16 protein-coding genes, 1 tRNA gene and 1 pseudogene are annotated in these 25,639 nt (G+C 63.7%); 11 read left to right on the forward strand and 7 right to left on the reverse strand.

What is annotated here, in order from left to right; all coding sequences use genetic code 11:
* Window positions 1-3: 3 nt before the first annotated feature.
* The 4 genes from lgt (at window position 4) to pyk (ending at window position 9,036) form a co-directional block, all read left to right on the forward strand.
* Window positions 4-1,146 carry a prolipoprotein diacylglyceryl transferase gene (gene lgt, locus J7E83_RS10420; RefSeq protein ID WP_214961776.1) on the forward strand — a complete coding sequence of 381 codons (1,143 nt, stop codon included), beginning with the start codon at window positions 4-6 and terminating at the stop codon, window positions 1,144-1,146.
* 262 nt (window positions 1,147-1,408) lie between these two features.
* Window positions 1,409-6,025, forward strand: a complete 4,617-nt coding sequence (gene gltB, locus J7E83_RS10425; protein WP_214961777.1) for a glutamate synthase large subunit — start codon at window positions 1,409-1,411, stop codon at window positions 6,023-6,025.
* The gene (locus J7E83_RS10430) at window positions 6,018-7,475 is read left to right on the forward strand and encodes a glutamate synthase subunit beta (RefSeq protein WP_214961778.1); all 1,458 of its coding nucleotides are present in this window, start codon (window positions 6,018-6,020) and stop codon (window positions 7,473-7,475) included. Before gltB ends, J7E83_RS10430 begins: the two co-directional genes overlap by 8 nt.
* A gap of 70 nt (window positions 7,476-7,545) precedes the next feature.
* Window positions 7,546-9,036: a pyruvate kinase gene (gene pyk, locus J7E83_RS10435; protein ID WP_214961779.1), complete on the forward strand. Its 1,491-nt coding sequence runs from the start codon at window positions 7,546-7,548 to the stop codon at window positions 9,034-9,036.
* A 74-nt stretch (window positions 9,037-9,110) separates the two neighbouring features.
* Here the strand turns inward: pyk and J7E83_RS10440 are convergent, their stop codons facing one another.
* Window positions 9,111-9,716 (reverse strand): ANTAR domain-containing response regulator, encoded by a 606-nt coding sequence (locus tag J7E83_RS10440; protein ID WP_214961780.1) that lies wholly within the window; start codon window positions 9,714-9,716, stop codon window positions 9,111-9,113.
* 204 nt (window positions 9,717-9,920) lie between these two features.
* Between J7E83_RS10440 and J7E83_RS10445 the strand changes: the two genes are divergently transcribed.
* The 5 genes from J7E83_RS10445 (at window position 9,921) to ppsA (ending at window position 14,597) form a co-directional block, all read left to right on the forward strand.
* Window positions 9,921-10,002, forward strand: a tRNA-Leu gene (locus J7E83_RS10445).
* Window positions 10,003-10,224: 222 nt separating this feature from the next.
* Complete coding sequence (locus J7E83_RS21140; RefSeq protein WP_251043721.1) at window positions 10,225-10,833, forward strand: site-specific integrase; 609 nt, start codon at window positions 10,225-10,227, stop codon at window positions 10,831-10,833.
* Window positions 10,740-11,192: a site-specific integrase gene (locus J7E83_RS21145; protein WP_251043722.1), complete on the forward strand. Its 453-nt coding sequence runs from the start codon at window positions 10,740-10,742 to the stop codon at window positions 11,190-11,192. The genes J7E83_RS21140 and J7E83_RS21145 overlap by 94 nt, the downstream gene beginning before the upstream one ends.
* Before the next feature lie 41 nt (window positions 11,193-11,233).
* Window positions 11,234-12,052, forward strand: coding sequence for a pyruvate, water dikinase regulatory protein (locus J7E83_RS10455; protein ID WP_214961782.1), 819 nt, complete (start codon window positions 11,234-11,236; stop codon window positions 12,050-12,052).
* A 151-nt stretch (window positions 12,053-12,203) separates the two neighbouring features.
* A complete protein-coding gene (gene ppsA / locus J7E83_RS10460; RefSeq protein WP_214961784.1) occupies window positions 12,204-14,597 on the forward strand; it encodes a phosphoenolpyruvate synthase in 2,394 nt (797 codons plus the stop codon).
* 684 nt (window positions 14,598-15,281) lie between these two features.
* Here ppsA and panD read toward each other — a convergent pair.
* From panD to J7E83_RS10485, 5 genes and pseudogenes are all read right to left on the reverse strand, one after another.
* Window positions 15,282-15,707: an aspartate 1-decarboxylase gene (gene panD / locus J7E83_RS10465; protein WP_214961786.1), complete on the reverse strand. Its 426-nt coding sequence runs from the start codon at window positions 15,705-15,707 to the stop codon at window positions 15,282-15,284.
* A gap of 480 nt (window positions 15,708-16,187) precedes the next feature.
* Window positions 16,188-17,324, reverse strand: a complete 1,137-nt coding sequence (locus J7E83_RS10470) for a bifunctional 2-methylcitrate synthase/citrate synthase (protein ID WP_214961788.1) — start codon at window positions 17,322-17,324, stop codon at window positions 16,188-16,190.
* A gap of 28 nt (window positions 17,325-17,352) precedes the next feature.
* Window positions 17,353-18,258: a methylisocitrate lyase gene (prpB, locus tag J7E83_RS10475; RefSeq protein ID WP_214961790.1), complete on the reverse strand. Its 906-nt coding sequence runs from the start codon at window positions 18,256-18,258 to the stop codon at window positions 17,353-17,355.
* Entirely contained in the window at window positions 18,259-19,779 is a 1,521-nt protein-coding gene (locus J7E83_RS10480; protein ID WP_214961792.1) for an MmgE/PrpD family protein, read from the reverse strand. It lies immediately after the preceding gene.
* Window positions 19,772-20,430 (reverse strand): annotated as a pseudogene (locus J7E83_RS10485) (GntR family transcriptional regulator). Before J7E83_RS10485 ends, J7E83_RS10480 begins: the two are co-directional and overlap by 8 nt.
* A gap of 378 nt (window positions 20,431-20,808) precedes the next feature.
* Here J7E83_RS10485 and J7E83_RS10490 point away from each other — a divergent pair.
* Window positions 20,809-22,374 carry a Re/Si-specific NAD(P)(+) transhydrogenase subunit alpha gene (locus J7E83_RS10490; protein WP_214961794.1) on the forward strand — a complete coding sequence of 522 codons (1,566 nt, stop codon included), beginning with the start codon at window positions 20,809-20,811 and terminating at the stop codon, window positions 22,372-22,374.
* Window positions 22,371-23,846, forward strand: coding sequence for a Re/Si-specific NAD(P)(+) transhydrogenase subunit beta (pntB, locus tag J7E83_RS10495; protein WP_251043723.1), 1,476 nt, complete (start codon window positions 22,371-22,373; stop codon window positions 23,844-23,846). Before J7E83_RS10490 ends, pntB begins: the two co-directional genes overlap by 4 nt.
* Before the next feature lie 892 nt (window positions 23,847-24,738).
* Here pntB and J7E83_RS10500 read toward each other — a convergent pair.
* On the reverse strand, window positions 24,739-25,497 hold the full coding sequence (locus J7E83_RS10500; protein WP_214961798.1) for an IclR family transcriptional regulator: 759 nt from the start codon (window positions 25,495-25,497) through the stop codon (window positions 24,739-24,741).
* Window positions 25,498-25,639: the final 142 nt, after the last annotated feature.

A 25,639-nucleotide genomic window follows, 5' to 3' on the forward strand; every position in this document is an offset into this window, starting at 1 on the left:
CACATGCAGATCCTCCTTTCCGCGGCGGCCCTGGTCCCCGCGAGCATTCCCAGCCCGGACTGGTCCGGCTTCGACATTCCGCTGCCGTGGGGCTCGCTCCGGATCCATGCCTACGCCCTCTGCATCCTGCTCGGTATCGTGGTGGGCCTGTGGCTCACGTCCGTGCGATGGGCGCGGCGGGGGACACCCGAGGGCAGCGTCTGGGACATCGTCATCTGGGCAATTCCGTTAGGCATCATCGGCGGACGCCTCTACCATGTGGTGTCCTCCCCGGACGCGTACTTCGGCCCCGGCTTTGACGGAACGGGTGACCTCTCACGGATCCCTAAGATTTGGGAAGGCGGCCTCGGAATCTGGGGCGCGGTGGTACTGGGCGTCGTCGGCGCATGGATCGGTTGCCGGCGGGCAGGTGTGAAACTCCCAGCATTCCTGGATGCTGCGGCACCGGGTTTGCTCCTGGCCCAGGCCGTAGGCCGCTGGGGCAACTACTTCAACCAGGAGCTCTTCGGCGGACCCACCACGCTGCCGTGGGGCCTGCAGATCGATCCTGACAACGCGAACTTTCCCGCCGGCATGCCAGCGGATACGCTCTTCCACCCCACGTTCCTCTACGAGTCCCTGTGGAACATCGCCGGAGTGCTGATCCTGCTGGCCCTGGACCGGAGGTTCCATTTCCGGCGCGGCCGGCTGTTCTGGCTCTATGCCATGTACTACACGCTGGGGCGGGTCTGGATCGAAGCCATGCGGATCGACGATGCCGAACAGATCAACCTCTTCGGCGTCACTGCGAGGCTGAATGTCTGGACCAGCATCCTGGTGTTCGTGGTGGCGCTGATCGTCTTCGTCCTGCTCGGCCTGAAGGGCCGCCAGGAGTCGGACAGCCCGTATCTGACGGGCCGTGAGCCCGTTGTGGACGAGGACACCGCAGATGACAAGTCGGTCCGGGATGCGGACTCTAATGTCTCAGATAGTGAATCGCGTGATAATCTCGCTGATAACCAAAGCGGTTCCGGCAACCCTTCCGTGCCAACGGAAGAGGTGCTGGCATCTCCGGCGGGCAACGAGTCCGTTCCGGATTCGCCGGCGGTTGGAGATTCCGGCCACAAGGCCACAGGATCCGCGCCGGAGGCTGGCACTTCCAAGTAGCACGCCGCCAAGGCAGGGCAGCAGAGTCACCGCTCGGAGCGCCCAAACACCACAGCGTCGTGGGATCGGGCTGAAACCCGGACAGCAAGAGCTGCTGACCGGTCAAGTCCGGGTCAGGGGCCTGCGTAACCGTTAGTCCAGCAGGCCCGGCTGGCCTACAATTTCCAGTAATTAACACTTTGTTGTGCCCGTCACAGAGGCGCTCTGAGTGGGGCCAACGTTGTCCCTTCCATACGCACGATCAGGAGGAAGGACGTCTCCCATGACCCAAACTCTTCACACTCCCAGCTGGTCCGGACCGGACCAGCCAGAGGCTGCCATGTCGCCGTTTAAGCGCTTCGCGGCCCTGCCGGAGGCGCGGGGGCTCTACAACCCCGAGCAGGAGAAGGACGCCTGTGGTCTGGCGATCATTGCCACCCTCCGCGGCGAGCCCGGTTACGACATTGTCGACGCCGCCCTGACTGCCCTGCGCAACCTCGAGCACCGTGGTGCCGTGGGCGCTGACGAGGGAACCGGTGACGGCGCAGGCCTCCTGATGCAGATCCCGGACGAGTTCTTCCGTGCAGTCACCGAATTCGAGCTTCCCGCTCCGGGCCAGTTCGTGGCAGGCACCGCCTTCCTGCCGGCCGAGCGGCGCGAAGCCGATGCCGCGAAGGCCGGCATTGAGGGCCTCGCCGCTGACGAAGGCCTGGTTGTCCTTGGCTGGCGCGAGGTGCCCATTGTCGCGGACCTGGTTGGGGCCATGGCGCGCGCCTGCATGCCATACTTCTCCCAGCCGTTCCTGGCCTCGGCCAGCGGTGAGGAACTTGACCGCAATGAGCTGGATTCCCGGGCCTGGCGTATCCGCAAGCGCGCTCAGAACAAGTTCGGCGTGTACTTCCCGTCGTTGTCCTCGCGGACCATCGTCTACAAGGGCATGCTCACCACTGCCCAGCTGGAGCCGTTCTACCCGGACCTTTCGGATAAGCGGTTCAAGACCAAGCTGGCCATCGTCCACTCCCGTTTCTCCACCAACACGTTCCCGTCCTGGCCGCTGGCCCAGCCGTTCCGTACCATCGCGCACAACGGCGAGATCAACACGGTCAAGGGCAACCGCAACTGGATGCGTGCCCGCCAGTCGCAGCTCGCCAACCCGCTGCTGGGCGATTCCCCGGAAGAGCTCTACCCCATCTGTACGCCGGGAGCATCCGACTCCGCGTCCTTCGACGAGGTAGCGGAACTGCTGTGGCTCTCCGGCCGCCCCATCACGCACTCGATCATGATGATGATCCCCGAGGCCTGGGAAAACCACGCCACCATGGATCCTGCGCGGCGCGCATTCTATGAGTACCACTCCCTGCTGATGGAACCGTGGGACGGTCCTGCCGCTGTCTCCTTCACCGACGGCAACCTGGTGGGCGCCACCCTCGACCGCAACGGCCTCCGCCCGGGACGCTACTGGATCACCGAGGACGGCCTGGTCGTTTTCGCTTCGGAAGTCGGTGTGATCGACGTCGAAGCCTCCAAGGTGGTCAAGAAGGGCCGCGTGTCACCCGGCAAGATGTTCCTCGTGGACACTGATGCCGGCCGGATCATCGACGACGAAGAGGTCAAGGCCGACGTTGCCGCGGCGAACCCCTGGGCCGAATGGGTCAAGGACAACCTGATCGACCTCAACGATTTGCCCGAGCGCGAGCACGTGGTCCACACGGCCGCCTCCGTAAACATCCGCCAGCGCACCTTCGGCTACACCACCGAAGAACTGAGGATCCTGCTCGGCCCGATGGCCCGCACCGGCGCCGAACCGCTGGGCGCCATGGGCTCCGATACACCGGTGGCTGTGCTGTCCAAGCGCCCCCGCCTCCTCTTCGACTACTTCGTGCAGTCCTTCGCCCAGGTGACCAACCCGCCGCTGGACGCCATCCGTGAAGAGCTGGTCACGTCGCTGACCTGCGCCATCGGTCCCAATGGGAACCTGCTGGACACCAAGCAGGTCCGCCAGCCGCAGGTCTCGCTGCCGTTCCCCGTGATCAACAACGACCAGCTGGCGAAGATCGCCAACATCGAAAACGCCGACGGCGACAAGGTCGCCATGAAGGTCCGCGGCCTCTACCGCCCCGAAGGCGGCGAGAACGCGCTCCGCGCCCGGCTCACGGAAATCTGCGAGCAGGTGTCCGGCGCCATCAACCGCGGTGTCCAGTACGTTGTGCTCTCCGACCGTGACTCGAACGCCCAGTGGGCGCCCATCCCGTCGCTGCTCCTGGTCAGCGCCGTGCACCATCACCTGCTGCGCAGCGCCAACCGTACCAAGACCGCCCTGGTGGTCGAGGCCGGCGACGTCCGCGAGACCCACCACGTTGCCGTGCTCGTCGGCTACGGCGCTTCCGCCGTGAACCCCTATCTGGCCATGGAATCAGTGGAGCAGCTGATCAGCAGCGGCGACGTCACGGGTGTGACGCCGCAGGATGGCGTGTACAACCTCATCAAGGGCCTCGGCAAGGGCGTCCTGAAGATCATGTCCAAGATGGGCATCTCCACAGTGGCCTCCTACACGGGTGCGCAGACGTTCGAGGCCCTGGGCCTCGGGCAGGAACTGGTGGACGAATTCTTCGCCGGGACGCACTCCCAGCTCGGCGGCGTGGGCCTTGACGTGATCGCAGCGGAAGTTTCCGCGCGGCACCAGATGGCCTACCCCGAAGGCGGCATCGAACTGCCCCACCGTCCGCTCCTGGGCGGCGGGGAGTACCAGTGGCGCCGCGACGGCGAACCGCACCTCTTCAACCCGGAGACCGTCTTCCGCCTCCAGCACGCCACGCGTGAACGCCGGTACGACATCTTCAAGGCCTACACCAAGGGCGTGGACGACCAGTCCGAGAACCTGATGACCCTCCGCGGGCTGCTCAAGTTCAAGGCCGGGGAGCGTCCCGCTGTGCCGCTTGAGGAAGTGGAGCCTGTCTCCAGCATCGTCAAGCGCTTCTCCACGGGGGCCATGAGCTACGGCTCGATCTCGAAGGAGGCGCACGAGACCCTCGCGATCGCCATGAACCGGCTGGGCGGCAAGTCCAACACCGGTGAAGGCGGCGAGGACGTGGACCGCCTGCTGGACCCGGAGCGCCGCTCTGCCGTCAAGCAGATCGCCTCCGGCCGTTTCGGCGTCACCAGCCTGTACCTGAGCAACGCCGACGACATCCAGATCAAGATGGCGCAGGGCGCCAAGCCCGGCGAAGGCGGCCAGCTGATGGCCCAGAAGGTCTACCCGTGGGTTGCCCGGACCCGGCACTCAACCCCCGGCGTCGGACTCATCTCGCCGCCCCCGCACCACGACATCTACTCCATCGAAGACCTTGCACAGCTCATCTACGATGCAAAGCGCGCCAACCCCTCGGCCCGCGTGCACGTCAAGCTCGTCTCCGAGGTGGGGATCGGTACAGTTGCCGCCGGTGTCACCAAGGCGAAGGCCGACGTCGTACTGGTTTCCGGCCACGACGGCGGAACCGGCGCGTCCCCGCTGAACTCGCTCAAGCACGCGGGTGTGCCGTGGGAGCTGGGTCTCGCAGAGACCCAGCAGACCCTCATGCTCAACGGCCTGCGCGACCGCGTGGTGGTCCAGGTGGACGGTCAGCTCAAGACCGGCCGCGACGTCGTGATTGCTGCTTTGCTGGGCGGCGAAGAGTTCGGCTTCGCCACCGCTCCTCTGGTGGTGTCCGGCTGCATCATGATGCGTGTCTGCCACCTGGACACCTGCCCGGTGGGCGTCGCGACGCAGAACCCTGAGCTGCGGGCACGCTTCAACGGCAAGCCCGAGTTCGTGGTGAACTTCTTCGAATTCCTTGCCGAGGAAGTGCGCGAAATCCTCGCCGAGCTGGGTTTCCGCAGCCTGGAGGAGGCAATCGGCCACGCCGAGATGCTGGACGCCCGGGACGCGATCAACCACTGGAAGGCCGACGGCCTGGACCTCGACCCGATCCTGCATGGGCTCGAGTTCGACGACGACGCCCCGCTGCGCAACCTCACCTCACAGAACCACGAGCTGGACAAGCACTTCGACCAGCGCCTCATCACGATGGCCACCGAAGCGCTGACCGACCGCAGCCCGGTGAAGATCGCCGTGGACGTCATCAACACCGACCGGTCCGTTGGAACCATGCTCGGCCATGTGGTGACGAAGACGTTCAGCACCGACGTGCTGGCAACGGACACGATTGACATCACGCTGACCGGAACCGCGGGCCAGTCCCTGGGCGCCTTCCTGCCGGCAGGCATCACGCTGCGCCTGTATGGCGACTCGAATGACTATGTCGGCAAGGGCCTGTCCGGCGGACGGATTATCGTCCGGCCGGACCGCACCAACGTGTTCAAAGCGGAGGCGAACGTCATCGCGGGCAACGTGATCGGGTACGGCGCCACGAGCGGCGAGATGTTCCTGCGCGGCCAGGTGGGCGAACGCTTCCTGGTCCGTAACTCGGGCGCCACCGCCGTTGTTGAAGGAATCGGCGATCACGGCTGCGAGTACATGACGGGCGGCCAGACGCTCATCATTGGCCGCACCGGCCGCAACTTCGGTGCCGGCATGTCTGGCGGCACTGCCTACGTGCTGGACCTGCGGACCACCCGGGTCAACAAGGATGCCCTGCAGTCCGGCGAACTTCAGCTCCTCGAGCTCGACGCCGAGGACCGGGACATTGTCCACGGCCTCCTGGTCAAGCACCACGAGGAGACGGAATCCCTGCTGGCCGCGCGGCTGTTGGAGAACTTCGACGACACCGCGGCCCGTATTACCAAAGTGCTGCCGCGCGATTACGCGGCTGTACTGCAAACCCGTCTTGACGCCATCGAAGAGGGCCTTGACCCCGACGGCGAAGAAGTATGGTCTCGAATCCTGGAGGTGACCGGTGGCTGATCCACGCGGATTTCTGAAAGTACGCCAGCGTGAAACCCAGCCAAGGCGTCCCGTTCCCGTCCGCATCATGGACTGGAAGGAAGTCTACGAGGCCCAGGAAAAGGGCGTCCTGAAGGCCCAGGCCGGCCGTTGCATGGATTGCGGCGTGCCCTTCTGCCACCAGGGCTGCCCGCTGGGCAACCTGATTCCGGAATGGAACGACCTCATGTGGCGGGACAAGGGGGAGGAAGCGATTGAGCGGCTACACGCCACCAACAACTTTCCCGAATTCACCGGCCGGCTCTGCCCCGCGCCGTGTGAGGCCTCCTGTGTGCTGGGCATCAACCAGCCCGCAGTCACCATCAAGCAGGTCGAAGTCTCGATTATTGACGAAGCTTTCGAGAACGGCTGGGTCAACCCGCTGCCTCCCGCGCGCCTGACCGGAAAGACCGTCGCCGTCGTCGGATCCGGCCCCGCCGGACTCGCCGTGGCACAGCAACTGACCCGGGTGGGCCACACCGTCGCCGTGTATGAGCGCGACGACAAGATCGGCGGCCTCCTCCGCTACGGCATCCCCGACTTCAAGATGGAAAAGGAGCAGGTGGACCGCCGCGTCGAGCAGATGAAGGCTGAGGGCACCCGCTTCCGCACCGGCGTTGCAGTGGGCACCGACGTGACCTGGGAGCAGCTGCGGCGCCGTTATGACGCCGTCGTGGTGTGCACCGGCGCCACCGTTCCGCGTGACCTGCCCATCCCGGGCCGGGACCTGGACGGCGTCCACTACGCCATGGATTACCTGGTACCGGCCAACCGCGTGGTGGCAGGGGAGTCCGTGGAGAACCAGATCCACGCCAATGGCAAGCACGTGATCATCCTCGGCGGCGGCGATACCGGAGCGGACTGCCTCGGCACCGCCCACCGCCATGGCGCCGCTTCAGTGACCACGCTGGCCATCGGCAAGCAGCCGCCCGCCGAGCGGGCAGGGCACCAGCCCTGGCCCACGTTCCCCACGCTCTTCGAGGTTGCCAGCGCACACGAGGAAGGCGGCGAACGCACCTACCTTGCCTCCACCGTGGAGTTTGTCGGCGAAAACGGCAAGCTGACCGGCGTCAAGGTTGCGGAGACTGAGTTCGTCGACGGCAAGCGGCTGCCCAAGGCCGGCACGGAGCGGGTTATCCCGGCGGACATCGTGTTCCTGTCCCTGGGCTTCACCGGTGCGGAGCCGGCAGGCATCACGGAACAGGTCAGCGCGGAGTTCGACGGACGCGGCAACGTGTCCCGCGACGGCTACTACATGACCAACACCGAGGGCATCTTCGTGGCGGGCGACGCCGGCCGCGGCCAGTCGCTCATCGTGTGGGCGATCGCCGAAGGCCGTGCCTGCGCCGCAGCCGTGGACAAGTTCCTGATGGGCAGCACCATCCTCCCTGCGCCCGTGGCGCCCACCGACCGGGCCATCGCCGTTCTCTGATGCGGGATGAACCCCGGACGTTCATCTCCACAACAACTTAACCAATGCAGCAAACTACTAGGGTAGGTATATGAGACGCGCTAAAATTGTGGCCACTTTCGGACCGGCAATTGCCAGCTTTGAGAACACCCTCGCGGTGCTGGAAGCCGGCGTGGATGTTGCCCGGATGAACATGAGCCACGGCGATTATTCCGTGCACGACAACACCTATGAGAACGTGCGCAAGGCTTCGGCCTTGCTGAACAAGCCCGTGGCGATCATGGCTGACCTCCAGGGCCCGAAGATCCGCCTGGGCCGCTTCGTCGACGGCCCTCACGCCCTGTCCGTGGGCGACACGTTCACCATCACCACCGAAGACGTTCCGGGAACCCAGGACATCTGCTCCACCACGCTGAAGAGCCTCACTGAGGACGTCAACGTGGGGGATGCCCTGCTGATCGACGACGGCAAGGTTGCCCTGCGCGCCATCGAGGTTGATGACGTCAAGGTGGTCACCACGGTGACAGTGGGCGGCATGGTGTCCAACAACAAGGGCATCAACCTTCCCGGCGTGGCGGTCAACGTACCGGCGCTGAGCGAAAAGGACGAGGATGATCTTCGCTGGGCCATGCGCCGCGGTGTTGACCTCATTGCACTGTCGTTCGTCCGCGATGCCTCCGACATTGTCCGCGTGCACGAGATCATGGACGAAGAAGGCCGCCGAGTGCCGGTCATCGCCAAGATCGAAAAGCCGCAGGCTGTGGAGCAGCTCCACGAGATCATCGACGCTTTCGACGCGATCATGGTGGCCCGTGGCGACCTCGGCGTGGAACTTCCGCTGGAGGAAGTGCCGATCGTCCAGAAGCGCGCCATCGAACTGGCCCGCCGCTGGGCCAAGCCGGTCATCGTGGCCACCCAGGTCCTGGAATCCATGATCGACAACCCGCGGCCCACCCGCGCGGAGGCTTCGGACTGCGCCAACGCGGTGCTGGATGGTGCTGACGCTGTGATGCTCTCGGGCGAGACCAGCGTGGGCAAGTACCCGATCGAAACGGTCAAGGTCATGGCCCGGATTATCGAGTCCACCGAAGTCCACGGACTGGAGCGCGTTCCGCCGCTGGGCACCAAGCCCAAGACCCGTGGGGGCGCCATCACCCGCGCCGCCGTCGAGATCGCCGATCAGCTGGATGCGAAGTACATCTGTACGTTCACCCAGTCCGGCGATTCGGCGCGCCGCCTGTCCCGCCTGCGCCCCATCAAGCCGGTGTTCGCCTTCACCCCGGTAGAGCACGTCTGGAACCAGTTGGCGCTGACGTGGGGCATCCAGCCGGTGCTGGTCCCCATGGTGGGCCACACCGACGAGATGACAGCCCAGGTTGACCGCAGCCTGCTGGAAATGGACCTCGTCGAGGACGGCGACCTGGTGGTCATCGCTGCCGGTTCCCCTCCCGGAAAGGCCGGTTCCACGAACTCGCTGAAGGTGCACAAGGTGGGCGACCTCGCCGACACCACTGTTCCGGGCGAGGCAGCCGGGAACAAGGAAAAGCTCGGCCCGTGGCCGGAGCGCAAGAAGAAGGCTTAGTCAGTTGAAAAGGGAGGGTCCCCGCCATTTGGCGGGGACCTTCCCTTTTGTCTTGCTTTTTGTCCGCCGTTGCGTCAGTTGACCTGGTTGATGATGGTCTCTGCGACCTCGCGCATGCTGAGGCGGCGGTCCATGGAGGTCTTCTGGATCCAGCGGAAGGCTTCAGGTTCCGTGAGGCCCATCTTGGTGGTCAGGAGGCTCTTGGCGCGCTCCACGAGCTTGCGGGTGGCGAACTGCTCCTGCAGGTCCGACACTTCGCTTTCCAGGGCCTTGATTTCCTCGTGGCGGGAGAGTGCGATCTCCAGGGCCGGGATGAGGTCCGCCGGGGTGAACGGCTTGACGACGTAGGCCATGGCGCCGGCGTCGCGGGCGCGTTCGACGAGTTCCTTCTGGCTGAACGCGGTCAGCAGCACCACGGGGGCGATGCGGGCCTTGACGATCTTCTCGGCGGCGGAAATGCCGTCCATGACGGGCATCTTGACGTCCATCAGGACCAGGTCCGGCTTGAGCTCCTCCGCGAGCTGGACGGCCTTCTCGCCGTTGTCTGCCTCGCCGACGACGTCATAGCCTTCGCCGCGCAGGATCTCGATGATGTCGAGGCGGATAAGGGTTTCATCTTCGGCCACAATGACGCGGCGCGCCGGCTGGGATGAGGATTTGGGCTCCGTCGGTTCAGTCACGGGATCTCCTTGGAAAGGTACGGCGGGAACATCACTATTTTAGGCGCGCCCGCGGCTGTACTTGATCTGCATGGTCAATTGCGGCGTCGGCGGCGCGATTCTGGAATTCAGCCTATCTGCATGTAGAGTAATTCCGCGTACGTGAAGCGATCGCGTTGCTCACAATCAGCTGTGGGCGTACCCTGTTGGCTCCATGTAATCCGCGCCCGAGTGGCGGAATTGGCAGACGCGCCGCACTCAAAATGCGGTATCGAAAGGTGTGTGGGTTCGAGTCCCACCTCGGGCACAGTGTTTCCGCAGGTCAGCGGGGTTTTGGCTCTGAGAGTGTGCACAAAAGCTCGTTTTTTGTGCACACGAAGCCTAGAATTTCAGGCATGGCCAGCATCTAGGAACGCAAAAAGTCAGATGGATCCACGTCGTACACGGTCCGCTGGCGGAATCCGGTACTCGGAAACAAGAGGGAATCACCCTCGCCACATCGGGGGAGGCAGAGACCCTGAAAAGGCTCTTGGACGCCAACAACCAGTCGTTTGAAATTGCCCAGCATGCCATGGTCAAGAATCAGACCAAGTCGCCCACTGTCGAAGAGCACATTGACCTTCTGGTTCGCCCTTCCGTCGGTACGGTGCACACGTACCGGACGATGCTGAGGCTGCATATCGCCGACGTCATCGGGCATATTCCGGTCGACAAGCTCGACTACCGTCACCTGACGTACTGGATCAAGACAATGCAGGCCAAGGGCAGGTCAGCCAAAAATATCAAAAACAACTATGGCTTGATATGTGCGGCCATGGAGACAGCCGTCATGCTGCGCTACCGAAAGGACAATCCTTGCCGCGGCGTTCAGCTCCCGTCCGGTGAAAAAGCAGAGGATGAGGCCCGGTTCCTGACGCACGCTGAATTTGGATTGATCCTGGAGTGCATGGGGGAGCGGTACAAAGCGTTCACTGAATTCCTGGTCATGACCGGTACGCGCTTCGGAGAAGCAACTGCCGTTACCGTAGCCGACATTGGGCAAGCATGCGTGTCAATAAGGCATGGAAGCGGGGGACAGATTCCGAGTACTACATCGGTGCAACCAAGACCGGTGCCGGGAAAAGGACCGTTTCGCTGAATCCGCATGTGGTGGAAGTACTGATTCCCTTGGTGGCCAGTCGGCCTGGATCAGACTTGCTGTTTACAACGCCAAAGGGTGAGCGGATCATTCACAAGCTGTACTGGCACCACTACTGGGTGCCCGCGGTCGAAGCGGCACAGGCTAAGGGCTTGAAGAAGTCTCCGCGCGTTCACGATCTGCGTCATACACATGCGTCGTGGTTGATCCAGGACGGCGTTTCGCTGTTCACTGTGTCCAGGCGCTTGGGTCACGCTTCGACTCGCACTACGGAGCAGGTGTACGGCCACCTGATGCCACAAGCCCTCCAGGATGCGGCTGACGCAGTTGAGCGTTCCGTGGTCGTCTGGCGCGGCTAGCAGCAGTACAGGCCGAACTGCGAGTAGTGGAGAATGCGATCATGATCAATGACCATCTTCGGCCTGTTTACTTCCTTTCGGACAGCACCGGCATCACAGCGGAGACTCTCGGCAACACCTTGTTGACGCAGTTCCCCGATAATAACTTTGACCGCATCACGGTCCCCTTTATCACGACCGTCGAACAGGCTAGGACCGTGGTCAGTACCATCGACAAGCTGGCCTGCACCGGCCCACGGCCGATCGTCTTTTCCACCGCTGTTGGTGGCGAAGTCCGCCAGGTTTTGGCTACATGCCAGGGGATCATCGTGGATCTTATCGGGACGCATGTAGGCCAGCTGGAGCAGGCCCTCGGCTCACCGGCTAGCGGCGAACCCGGCAGGGCGCATGGCCTGGGCAACGCAGAGCGGTATCAATCCCGCATGGCCGCCGTCGAGTACGCCATGGAACACGACGACGGCCAGAGCCTGCGAGCGTTGGAAAAGGCACAGGTCATCCTCGTGGCACCGTCCCGCTGCGGCAAAACACCAACGACCATGTATCTGGCGCTTCAACACGGAATCTTCGCCGCGAACTTCCCGCTGGTGGACGAGGACTTTGAGCGGGAGGGACTCCCTAAGCCGCTGAGGCCTTTCGTTGACAAATGTTTCGGCCTCTCCTCCAACCCGCTGCGCCTGAGCCAAATCCGCACTGAGAGGCGCCGCGGCTCACCGTACGCATCGCTGCGGCAGTGCGGGTTCGAGCTGCGCAGCGCCGAGCAGTTGTACGTCTCCCACCGGATTCCGTACCTGAATTCAGCTACGGTGTCCGTGGAAGAAATGGCTGCGACCATCCTGCAGCGCATGAACCTCAAACATTAGAGAACAATTTCACAATTGTGGCTTAGCGCACATCATGTGGAAAGAGCGCCCAAGACCTGACACTGTGGACAAGATTCGCGCCCACCAACCGGTCATCGCCGTGAGCTGGGCGGCACATCTGCTTGCCATCATCTGCAAAGGAGCAGCAACTATGACGACAGACATCCTGTGGTTCTCAGAACTCGGACTCAAGGACCTGGACCGGGTGGGCGGAAAGAACGCCTCCCTCGGTGAGATGGTGCAGAACCTGACCTCCGCCGGCGTCCAGGTCCCGGACGGCTTCGCCACGACTGCCGACGCTTACCGCACCTTCCTGGCAGACTCGGGCCTGGACCAGAAAATCGCCGACCGCCTGATCGGACTGGACACCGATGACGTGACGGCTCTTGCGTCAGCCGGCCAAGAGATTCGCACTCTCATGCGCGAGACGCCCTTCCTGCCAGACTTCGAAAAGCAGATCCGGGAGTCCTACCAGCAGCTGGTGGAGAAGCATGGCGGCTCGGAGGACCTGTCCTGGGCGGTCCGTTCCAGCGCAACGGCCGAAGACCTGCCCGACGCCTCCTTCGCCGGGCAGCAAGAAACGTTCCTGAACGTCCGCGGCATCGAAAACATCCTGCTCGCAATCAAGGACGTGTTCGCTTCCCTCTACAACGACCGCGCCATTGCCTACCGCGTGCACCACAAGTTCGAGCACGCCGAGGTGGCGCTCTCGGCCGGAATCCAGCGGATGGTGCGCTCCGACGTCGGCTCCTCCGGGGTCATGTTCACCATGGACACGGAGTCAGGGTTCAAAGACGCCGTGTTCGTCACGTCCTCCTACGGCCTAGGCGAGGCGGTCGTTCAGGGTGCCGTGAACCCTGATGAGTTCTACGTGTACAAAGCCGCGCTGCAGGCCGGCCGCCCCGCCATCCTCAAGCGCGGATTGGGTGAGAAGGCCCTCCAGATGACTTACACGAAGAGCCGGGAGATCGGCCGCACCATCGACTTCGTACCTGTCGAGGCCTCGTTGCGGAACCGCTTCAGCCTAGACGACGACGACGTCGAGCAGCTCGCCCGCCACGCCGTCGCCATAGAGAATCACTATGGCCGTCCGATGGACATCGAATGGGGCAAGGACGGGATCGACGGTGGCTTGTACATCCTGCAGGCGCGACCGGAGACCGTGCAGTCTCGCCGGGCCTCCGGTACCCTGAGCCGTTTCCGCCTCAATGCGGCCGGCCGGGTGCTGGTAGAGGGCCGCGCAATCGGGCAGCGCATCGGTGCCGGCAGCGTCCGCATCCTCACCGCGATTGACCAGATGGCCGCCTTCAAGACTGGAGACGTCCTCGTCGCCGACATGACCGACCCGGACTGGGAACCGATCATGAAGCGTGCCTCCGCGATCGTCACCAACCGCGGCGGACGCACCTGCCACGCGGCCATCATTGCCCGCGAGCTGGGGATTCCCGCCGTGGTTGGCACCGGGGATGCCACCGATGCCCTGTCCGACGGCCTGGAGGTGACGGTCTCCTGCGCCGACGGGGAAACTGGCGTTATCTACGAAGGGCTCCTGGACTTCAGCGTAGAGGAGACCGAGATCACCCAGCTGCCCGAGGTCCCGGTCAAGGTAATGATGAATGTCGGTACCCCGGAGCAGGCGTTCACCTTCGCGCAGCTGCCCAACCACGGAGTGGGCCTGGCCCGGCTGGAATTCATCATCAACCGCCAGATCGGCATCCACCCCAAGGCACTCCTGAACCTGGACGGCCAGCCTGCGGACGTTGCTGCCGAAATCCGTGAGCGAATCGCCGCATACGACAGCCCGCGCGACTACTACATCAAGCGGCTGGCCGAAGGCGTGTCCACCATCGCGGCGGCCTTCGCGCCGGAGCCGGTGATTGTGCGCATGTCCGACTTCAAGTCCAACGAGTACGCCAACCTCATCGGCGGACCGGCCTATGAGCCGCACGAAGAGAACCCGATGCTCGGCTTCCGCGGCGCCTCGCGGTATCTGGAGCCGACCTTCCGGGACTGCTTCGACCTCGAGTGCGAGGCCCTCTCCTTCGTCCGCAACGAGATGGGCCTGACCAACGTCAAGTTGATGATCCCGTTCGTGCGGACCCTGGATGAGGCCCGCGGCGTCATCGAGCTGCTGGCGGAGAACGGCCTGGTCCGTGGCGAGAACGGCCTCGAAGTGATCATGATGTGCGAGATTCCGTCCAACGCGCTGCTCGCTGACGAATTCCTGGACTACTTCGACGGTTTCTCGATCGGCTCCAACGACATGACCCAGCTGGCACTGGGCCTGGACCGGGATTCCGCGATTGTCTCGGGTGGCTTCGACGAACGCGATCCTGCCGTCAAGAAGCTCCTGAGCATGGCCATCAAGGCCTGCAAGGAGCGCGGCAAATATGTCGGCATCTGCGGCCAGGGTCCCAGCGACCACGCGGACTTCGCCGAGTGGCTGGTCAGGGAGGGCATCGATTCCGTCTCCCTGAACCCCGATACCGTGGTGGATACCTGGCTCCGGCTCGCCGGCGTGGCAGCCGGGGCAGAGGTGAACTAACCTTCTCCGTGTCGACTCGAGTGCCCGCCAGGAGAAACCCCGTCGGGCACTCCCGTGCCATGGCGCGCCATGGGGCCACCTGATGCCGTATACCCTCCAAAATGCCTCGGACGCCGTTGAAGCGCTATCGTTTGGCGTGGCTAGCTGCAGTACCTGCCGAACTATGAGTATTTCTGCCGGGCCTGGGCTCGGGTTCCAATCATTCTGACGGACGCCGGCGAGGGACTGGTTGATCGGACTTCGCGAAGTTGTGCAATCTCCTTCAGGTGGAACGACGTGAAGACGATCTTTCCCTTGCCCCAGACAGAATGCGGAAAGCGGAAAGTCGCCCTTCGCAGCTCCTTCACGAAGCCATGCCTCTGAGCACTTGAGGACCGAGGCAGCCTCGGCCGGTTCGAAGAATTTGAGTTTCATGCGTTTCTTCGACCTCTCGTCATTGTGCGGTGGCGCGGACGCCATCGAGTCCTGCCTTGCACTTGGACACTGAGGACGCGACCGAGCTAATCCCGCGTCGGGATGACGGAGCGGGCAGCGGAGCCGAGGAGGCTGATTCGCGTGAAAAAGGAAACGGATACGCATGAAGAGGCCTTTGGCAGGGCATGTAACAATGACTGAACAAATGCTTTCCTAGCGGAGGTTCTCCTACTGCGAACCGTAGGTGGGTACTACCGTTTACGGTCTGGTTTAGAGTGCGGCGTTGTTCAGGGCGTGCGGCGGGCGGAGGAGTCCGGGCGTGAGGCCTTCGGCGGGGTCGTTGCCCAGCTGGATCATCTTGTTGTTTTGGTTCACGTGGACTACACGGGGCTCGTAGGTCTTGGCTTCTTCGGTGGTCATTTGGGCGTAGGTGATCAGGATGACGATGTCGTTTTCCTGTACCAGGTGGGCGGCGGGGCCGTTGATGCCGATCACTCCCGAGCCTCGTTCGCCGGCGATGGTGTACGTCTCGAGGCGGGCGCCGTTGGTTACGTCGACGATGGCCACAAGCTCACCGGGAAGAATGTCGGCAGCATCGAGGAGGTCCAGGTCGACGGTGACCGAGCCGACGTAGTGCAGGTCTGCGTGCGTGACGGTGGCCCGGTGGATTTTGGACTTGAACATTGTTCGATTCATAGGGAGCTCCAGTAGTTGGGCCTTTCTGCCGCGCGGCCACTCCACGTGAGATCCGGCATGAACACTACCCCGGTGCGGACTCGTGGAAAGTTCTAGTGGTCGTTCTCGGACGCACGGGGAGGCAGGAAATGTGTGAAAACCTGGTCTCCGTCGAAACGAAAAACCATCTGCCTTGAGGAGATTCCGTCGGCTGAAATCCATAGAAGCGCGTCGTCTGCCGTGACGGCCTCCACTGTTCCTTTGCGGAGCAGTTTCCCGTTATTCCAGATTTCTACGCGCTGTCCGAGTGCGCGTTGCCAATCTGGTTGCAGGTGAAGGTCCATCGGTTGCTCCTAGATGCACGCGGGTGAGATTTGGAACAGGTGAACCGGGGGTGTCTTACGGGCCTGCGATGAGGCACCGTATGCGTTGCGATCGTTGATGATCAGGGTGATCATCCGGCGCCTCACCGCAGGAATTTGGGGGTTGCAAGGATTGCAGTTAGACGGAACGCTGCCCGGGCCCGTTGTATGCACTCAGCGGCCGGATGAGGGAGTTCGCTGCCGCTTGTTCCATGATGTGCGCGGTCCAGCCCGTGATGCGGCTGGCGACGAAGATCGGTGTGAAGGTGGGGGTGTCGAAGCCCATCAGGTGGTAGGTGGGTCCGGCGGGGTAGTCGAGGTTGGGCTTGATGGCCTTGGCCGCGTCCATGGCCTGCTCCAGCCCGTTGTAGAGCCCCAGGAGTTCGGGCCGGCCGTAGTGGGCGATCATCTTGTCCAGGGCTGCCTTCATGGTGGGGACACGGGAGTCGCCGTCCTTGTAGACGCGGTGGCCGAAGCCCATGACTTTTTTCTTCTGCGCCAGGGCGTCCTCCATCCAGGTCTTCGCGCGGGCGGCGGCGTCCTCGAGCGATTCCTCGGGCCGGATGCCGATTTCGTCGAAGGTGTGCATGACGGCTTCGTTGGCGCCGCCGTGCAGGGGGCCTTTGAGGGCTCCGATGGCAGCGGTCACGGCGGAGTGCAGGTCTGAGAGGGTGGAGGTGACCACACGGGCGGTGAAGGTTGAGGCGTTGAAGGAGTGTTCTGCGTACAGGATCATCGAGACGTCGAATGCCGCGACGACCTCGTCCACGGGATCTTCGCCGAAGGTCATCCACAGGAAGTTGGCCGAGTAGCCCAGGTCATCCCGGGGTTCCACGACGTCCTCGCCACGACGGCGGCGCTGGTCATAGGCTACGACGGCGGGCATGGCCGCCCACAGGTCTACGGCCTTCGTCATGTTGGCCTCAGGCGAGGAGTCCTCCGCGAGATTGTGCCGTGCTCCCAGGACAGAGGCCGCCGTGCGGCAGACGTCCATGGGGTGGGCGTCGGTGGGCAGGGTGTCGATCATGGCCTTGAGCGCAGGGTCGAGCGCCCGGCCGGCCCTTTCACGGGCAGTGAATTCGGCAAGTTGGTCCGGGGTAGGGAGTTCGCCGTTCCAGAGCAGGTAGGCGACTTCCTCGAAGGTGCATTTGGCGGCGAGCTCCTGGACCGGATATCCCCGGTACAGCAGTGAGTTGGTTTCCGCGTTGACCTTCGAGACGGCGGTGTAGTCCACCACGACGCCGGCGAGGCCTTTTTTGATCTCTGTATCAGCCATGCTGAACTCCTTCGTTGCAGTTCTCGTATTAGTGAATATCGGGGATCTGGAAATTGAAGACGCCCGAGTCGAATTTGTTGTAGGCCTCGTAGTCGACAAGGTCATACAACCGCGCGCGCGTCAGCATCTGCGCTACCTGCCCCTCCTGTGTCCCGGCGTCCCTGAGGGCATCCAGGGTGCGTTCCGCGGCGCCCATAGCACTGCGGAGCAGGGTGACAGGGTAGATGACCATGTTCACGCCGACTGCCTGGAGTTGGTCCACGGTGAAGAGGTCGCTTTTGCCGAACTCTGTCATGTTGGCCAGGATCGGGACGTCGACGGCGTCGCGGATGGCCTGGAATTCGGACAGGTCCTTCATGGCCTCGGGGAAGATGGCGTCGGCGCCGGCTTCCACGAGGGCCTTCGCCCGGTCCTGTGCGGCCTGCAGGCCTTCGGTGGCGCGGATGTCGGTCCGGGCCATGATGAGGAAGTTCGGGTCCCGTCGGGCATCGGCGGCGGCGCGGATGCGTTTGGTCGCGGTGTCCAGGTCCACCACGTTTTTGCCGTCCAGGTGCCCGCAGCGTTTGGGGTTGAACTGGTCCTCGATGTGCAGCCCGGCCAGGCCGGCGTTTTCGATTTCCTGGACGGTCCGGGCCACGTTCATGGGCTCACCGAACCCGGTGTCGGCGTCCACTAGGGAGGGCAGATCGGTCATCCGGGCGATCTGCCCGGCACGGGTGGCCACCTCGGTCAGCGTGGTCAGTCCGATGTCCGGCAGGCCGAGGTCATTGGCCAGGACCGCGCCGGAAATGTAGACACCGGCGAAGCCTTTCTCCTCGATCAGCCGTGCGGAGAGCGGGTTGAACGCGCCGGGGAACTGCGCGATGGTGCCGGACGCGAGCAGCTCCCGCAGCTTGACGCGCTTCTGCTCCGGGGTGGTCTTTGAGTACAGCATTTAGAACAGTCCCTCCGGCGCGTCAGAGAGGTTGATGATGCCGGGGGCGGCGGTGATGTTCAGCTGGTCCAGCTCGCCCGGGCCCAGGTCCGGAAGGGCTTCGGCGGCGGCGAGGAAACGCTCTATTTCGGCTTCCTCCACAAGTCCGGCTGCCAGCGTGCGGAACTTGTTGAGGTACTGCTGGCGGGCAAACGGGCGGGCGCCGAGCGGGTGGGCGTCGGCCACGGCGATCTCATCGGTAATGACGGTCCCGTCGGTGAGGACAATCTCGACCGATCCGCCGAAGGCTTTTTCGTTGATGTCCAGCGAGTGGTAGCGGCGGGTCCACTCGGGGTCTTCCTCGGTGCTGACCTTATGCCAGAGGTCCACGGTGTCGGGCCGGGCGGCGCGTTCGGGGGAGTAGGAGTGAACGTGGTGCCAGGATCCGTCCTGCAGGGCCACGGTGAAGATGTACGGGATGGAGTGGTCCAGGGTCTCCCGTGAGGCGGTGGGGTCGTACTTCTGCGGGTCGTTGGCGCCGGAGCCGATCACGTAGTGCGTGTGGTGGCTCGTCTTGATCAGGACCGACTTCACGTTGGCGGGGTCAGTGGCCTCCGGGTGCTCCTTGTGCAGCTTGCGGGCCAGATCGATCCAGGCCTGGGCCTGGTATTCGGCGGAGTGTTCCTTGGTGTAGGTGTCCATGATGGCGCGCTTTTCCTCGCCGGCCTCGGGCAGCGGGACCTCGTAGGCGGCCTCTGGGCCATCCAGCATCCAGGCAATGACGCCGTCCTCGCCTTCGTAAATCGGCACCGGGGAGGTCTGCCCGCGCATCGCACGGTCCACGGCTTCGACGGCCATCTTCCCGGCGAACGCCGGGGCGTGGGCTTTCCAGGTGGAAATTTCGCCCTTGCGGGACTGGCGGGTCGCGGTGGTGGTGTGCAGCGCCTGGCCAACGGACTGGAAGATCGTCTCGACGTCGAGTCCCAGCAGCGTGCCGATGCCCGCAGCGGCGGACGGGCCGAGGTGGGCCACGTGGTCGATCTTGTGCTGGTGCAGGCAGATCGCCTTGACCAGATTCACCTGGATCTCATAGCCGGTGGCGATACCGCGGATCAGGTCCGCCCCGCTTGCTCCGACGTGCTGCGCGACGGCCAGGATCGGCGGGATGTTATCCCCGGGATGGGAATACTCGGCAGCCAGGAACGTGTCGTGGTAATCGAGTTCGCGGACCGCCACGCCGTTGGCCCAGGCAGCCCATTCGGGGGACACCCGGTCCGTGATGCCGAAGACGCCGGCGCCCTTGCCGTTCGTTGTAGGCGCGTGGGTCAGGGCCTGGGCACGGGCGGCGACGATCGGGCCGCGGTTCAGGGATGCGATGGCCACGGACGCGTTGTCGATGACCCGGTTGATCACCATCTCAGCTACCAATGGTGCAACCTCGACGGAGTCGGCGGCGACCACCGCAATCTTGTGGGCCAACTGGTCTTCACGGGCGAGGTTCTCTTCGCTCTTGTAAACACGGACGTGGTTGAGCTTAACCATGGGGCTCCTTCAGTGGGGCGTGTGGGTGGCTTTGATATGGGAAAGGCTGCGGTGCAAATGAACAGTTGTGGCCGCCTCGGCAAGCCGGGGATTCCCCGCGACTATGGCCTCGGCAATGGCAGCGTGCTCCGCGGCAGCGGCTGTGAGCCTGCCATCGTCGTCGGCCGCCAGCCGCCGGACCCGGACAAGGTGCACGCGCAAGCTGCGCATGGCCTGGGCAAGGTAGGAGTTGGCGATAGCGGCGTCGATGGCCTCATCCAACCGGCCCACCAGCGCGTAATAGGCGTGGCGGGTGGGGTCAGCCGCGCCCAGGAGCAATGGAGCGTCACGGAGTTCCGCGTGGAGCGCAGCGAAGACGCTGGCCTCTCCCCGTTGCGCAGCCAGGGCTGCTGCCCTGCACTCTAGGATTTCGCGCAACTCGAAGAGCTCGTCGACGTCCTCCAACGAGATATCGGTGACGACGACGCCGCGACCCCGGGCAGTCTGCGTGAGACCTTCGGCGCTTAGTCTGCCAAGGGCCTCCCGGAGAGGTGTTCGGGAGAGGCCGAGCCGTTCAGATTGTTCGACTTCAGCCAGAACAGTTCCCGGCAGAAGACGCCACTCGACGATGTCTTCACGGAGGGTCCTGTAAGCCCGTTCACTGGCACGCATAAAAGCGAGTGTATACATAGTCGGGATTCGAGCGCAATAAAACGAAGAAAACCGCGCACCTTGTATACATTAGATGTTTGGAGGCAGGTATTCCGGGAACGCCTGGGTGAATGGCCAGTGCAGGAACTGGCGGAATTGGCCCGCTACATGGGGAGGCTGACTTCCATGTACGAGTGTGACGGGTTCCCGAAGGATGGGCCCGCGGCACGCGACGACGAGGACAGCTGACGGGTGTCTCGGGACGAAGGTGTTCCCGAAGACACTGAGGGAGAGTCAGCGACACATCTTGCTGGCTGGTTCTTTGGAGAAGCGAATTGATACCTGGTACGCCGGGCCGCGGAATTCTGCGGCCGGTTGGTTGGACGAAAGAGAGTAAAAGTGACACGTATTGGCATCGTGGCCGAGTTGGGTCGCGAGACGAGGGTGGCGGCGACGCCTGCCACTGTCAGGCAGCTGTTGGGGCTGGGTTACGAGGTTGTGGTTGAGAAGGGCGCGGGGGAGTCCGCGTCCTTCCGCGACGATGCGTATGCCGAGGCGGGTGCCCTGATTGTGGGCGCCGATGAGGCGTGGGGCAGTGAGGTTGTGCTGAGGGTCAATCCGCCTACTGAGGATGAGATCGGCCGTTTGGCCGAGGGTGCGACGCTCATTGGCTCGTTGAGCCCTGGGCTGCGGCCGGAGCTGGTGGAGGCGTTGGCGGCGCGGCCGATTACGGCGCTGGCGTTGGATGCGGTGCCGCGGATTTCCCGGGCGCAGTCGATGGATGTGCTGAGCTCGATGGCGAACATTGCCGGGTACCGGGCTGTGATTGAGGCCGCGCACGAGTTCGGCCGGTTCTTCACGGGCCAGGTGACGGCGGCGGGCAAGGTGCCGCCGGCGAAGGTGCTGGTTGCCGGCGCCGGGGTTGCGGGTTTGGCAGCGATCGGCGCGGCGTCCAGTTTGGGTGCGATCGTGCGGGCGACTGATCCGAGGCCTGAGGTCGCTGACCAGGTGAAGTCCATCGGCGGGACCTACCTCAAGGTCGAGGTCGAGGAGGAGATGAAGTCCACTGACGGGTACGCGAAGGCCACGTCCGAAGCGTACGACCGGCGCGCCGCGGAGACTTACACGGAGCAGGCCAGGGATGTGGACATCATCATCACCACGGCCCTGATTCCGGGGCGTCCTGCGCCGAAGCTGCTCACGGCCGAGGATGTGGCGGGCATGAAGCCGGGCAGCGTGATCGTCGACATGGCTGCCGGGCAGGGCGGGAACGTGGAAGGCTCGGTCGCCGGGGAACGGGTGGTCACGGACAACGGGGTGGTGATCCTGGGCTACACGGATCTTCCGGCCCGGTTGCCGGCCCAGGCCTCCCAGTTGTACGGGACGAACATGCTGAACCTCCTCAAGCTTCTGACCAAGGACAAGGACGGGGTCCTGCGGATTGATTTTGAGGACGTCGTCCAGCGGTCGGTGACCGTGGTGCGGGACGGTGAGAAAACCTGGCCCCCGCCACCGGTCCAGGTCTCCGCCGCGCCCCCGGCGCAGGCTCAAGCCATCCAGACCGGTGAGGGCGCTACCGGAACGTCTGCGAAGAAGACCGGGCTGGGACCGGTCGGTAAGGCCGCCCTGTTTGCCGCGGGCATCGCTGTGCTGTTTGGGATCAACGCGGTGGCCCCGGCGCCGCTGCCGCAGCACTTCACGGTGCTTATGCTCTCGGTCGTGGTCGGCTTCTATGTCATCGGGAAGGTGCACCACGCCCTGCACACCCCGCTGATGTCCGTCACCAACGCGATCTCCGGGATCATCGTCGTCGGTGCGCTGCTGCAGGTCACCTCAGAGAACCTCCTCATGCAGGTCCTGGCCGCCGTCGCGGTCCTGCTGGCCAGCATCAACATCTTCGGCGGCTTCGCCGTCACCCGACGCATGCTCGCGATGTTCTCCCGCGGAGACGGGGCACGTAAATGAGCGCCGTACCCGAAGCAGCAGCCCGAATTCTATCGAGGAGCTTTACCGTGTCTGACACCGTCTCCGGTCCGTTGACCGCGGAATCCATTGCGGGGGCGGCCTACGTCGTCGCGGCCCTGCTGTTTATCCTCAGCCTTGCCGGTCTGAGCAAGCATGAGAAGGCCCGGGCAGGTGTCATCTACGGCATCACCGGGATGGTCATCGCCCTCGCGGCCACTGTCTGGCTGACCCTCCAGGGCGCCTGGGGCAAAGACCACGCACTGACCGGCCTGGCCCTGCTCGTGGCAGCGGTCCTGGCGGGCGGCGCCATCGGGCTCTGGCGCGCCCGCGTGGTGGAAATGACCGGCATGCCCGAGCTCATCGCGCTGCTGCACAGCTTCGTGGGCTTGGCCGCAGTGCTCGTGGGCTGGAACGGCCACCTGGAGACTCCGGACCTTTCCGAGTCCCTCATGGACGTCCATCATGCCGAGGTCTTCATCGGCGTCTTCATCGGGGCCGTGACCTTCACCGGGTCCATCGTCGCGTTCCTGAAGCTCTCGGCACGGATGAAGTCCTCACCACTGATGCTCCCGGGCAAAAATGCCATCAACCTTGGCGCCCTCGCCGCGTTCGTCGCCCTGACCGTCTGGTACGTCAACGACTCCCAGCTGTGGCTCCTCGTCGTCGTCACCCTCCTTGCCCTGGGGCTGGGCTGGCACCTGGTGGCCTCCATTGGCGGTGGTGACATGCCCGTCGTCGTGTCCATGCTTAACAGCTACTCCGGTTGGGCCGCGGCTGCGGCGGGCTTCCTGCTGAACAACGACCTGCTCATCATCACCGGCGCCCTGGTCGGTTCCTCGGGTGCTTATCTGTCCTACATCATGTGCAAGGCCATGAACCGGTCCTTTATCTCCGTGATCGCCGGCGGGTTCGGGATCGCCGCACCCACTGCAGCGAACAAAGAGTACGGTGAGCACCGCGAGATCACGGCCCAGGCCACCGCGGACATGCTGACCAACGCCTCCAGCGTCGTCATCACTCCCGGCTACGGCATGGCAGTGGCCCAGGCCCAGTACCCTGTCGCCGAACTCGCCCACCAGCTGCGCGAACGCGGCGTGAACGTCAGGTTCGGGATCCACCCCGTCGCCGGCCGCCTGCCCGGGCACATGAACGTGCTCCTCGCCGAAGCGAAAGTCCCCTACGACATCGTCCTCGAAATGGACGAAATCAATGATGACCTCGACGGGACCTCCGTGGTCCTCGTCATCGGAGCGAACGACACCGTCAACCCCTCAGCGGCTGAGGACCCGTCCAGCCCGATCGCCGGGATGCCCGTACTTCGGGTCTGGGAAGCCGAGAACGTCATCGTGTTCAAACGATCCATGGCCGCCGGCTACGCCGGCGTCCAAAACCCACTCTTCTTTCGTGACAACTCCCAGATGCTCTTCGGCGACGCCAAACAACGCGTCGAAGACATCCTCCGCGCATTCTAACGAGAGAGAAGACCATGCGAAGACGCCAGGTTCCTCCCAACGGCCCTGTCCAGAAGGCATTGCGATCGAGTGTGCCGGATCGGACTCCCTGCGAGGAAGCCTTGGCACCCCGACAAGCCATCAACATGGTTAGTTATCTGCACTTCCCGTCCGCGCGCCGTCTGTCGTTTTAACGTCGGGTTGTAGGGATGGAACTGCAGGAGGATTTCCAGGTTCCGTCAGGCAGTACCGGCGGCCCAACGGCGAGGTCGTCGGTCTTCTCGTCGTCACACCCTCAAGAAACGATCGGGAGAGGGTCATACCGATGGCGCCGGAGCTGCTGCACGTCATCGCAGAGGTCATCCGCCGGCACACGGACGGTCTCGGGAGCATCCCGCTGGTTCGCCGGTCCACGCTGACGGGGATGGACCCTGCCAACAGTGTCCATCCCCGTTGTTCACAAACGATCATCAACAGCAATAGGGGCGGGCCCTGGCAGCCACCGGCGCCGTGGGGACGAGCACAAGGAGATCCAGTCGCGAGGCGGGTCTGAACCCATGAAAACTGGCAGTTTTGTGCATAGACCGTCTGTGTTCACGTTTTGCGATCCTAGGGCAAGAGGATGCCCCGAGGACGGCGCCATCACCCGCATCTTCAGCCCTGCGTGCTCCAGTACGAGATCTACAAGAACGCCGATGGCATATAAATGCAGCATGGGTTTTACGCAAACAGCTGCCCTCTCCGACCACTCCGAGCTCGCTGCCCAAGGTCAGGCCGATTGGGTGGCGGCGACGGAATTGATCAACCTCGTCGCACTCGGGGACCATCCAGCCGACTGGCTCGAGACACGCCAGATTCCCCGCGGCACCGTCTACTCAGCGGGGGACCGCAAGGGACCGATGGAACCCAAGGCTCAGAGCGGTTCTCCCAGTCCATGGGCGATAGCCATGGCAGCCCGCACCAGCATTCCCCCGAACTTTTCTTGCAACTCGTCAGACATTCGATGAATTGGGATTGAGATGCCGATCCCAGCAACTCCTACCCCGGCAACAACGATGGGCGCTGCAATGCCGTGGACGCCTTCCTGCCACTGCTGGTCGTTCACTGCGTAGCCTCGCGCTCTGGTCTGTTGGATGGCGGCGGCCAGGGCGTCGGGTTCCGTAATGGTAAACGGCGTGTAGGCAGTAAGTCCCCGAGATAGTATCCCGGCGACCTCCTCGTCCGACCAAGTGGAGAGAAGGGCGTGCCCGTTGGCGGAGGCTAAAAGTGGAATCGACATGCCCGGTGAGACGTGGGCTCGCACCGCCTGAGGGCTATCGAGGCACTCGAGGACGAAAACCGAATCCCCTTTTACTGTCGATAGATGGATGGTCTCGCGGGTCTCCTCACGAAGCTGCTCCATCACCGGTAACGCTATAGTGCGGAGATCATTCTCAGATTGGTGTCGCTGCCCCAACTGGAACATTTTCGGTGTCAGAGTCCACCGGGTCACGGGGCCGTGAACCTCGGCGGCCCAACCTCCCTCTTGAAGGGTGCGGAGCATCCGCTGTACGGACGACTTCGGGAGTTCCAAGTCTCTGGCCAACTGCGATACGCCCGTAAGCTCAGGCTCGGTAAGCCGTTCCAGCACCCGCAATGCCGTCAACACGCTTCTCACACCGTCACTGGCCAACCGATGCCTCCATATGTAGCTGACAATTGCAACTTGTCTCGCCAGCTTACTGCGTCCCGTAGTACTCGCCGGGACTTCAATGTCCACCTGCACGGACGGCTCTGGAACTCCGCGCGGAGTGAGCGAAGGCCCAGGTCCCCAC

Source organism: Arthrobacter sp. ISL-48 (assembly GCF_018613805.1).
In the GTDB taxonomy this organism is placed as follows: domain Bacteria; phylum Actinomycetota; class Actinomycetes; order Actinomycetales; family Micrococcaceae; genus Arthrobacter.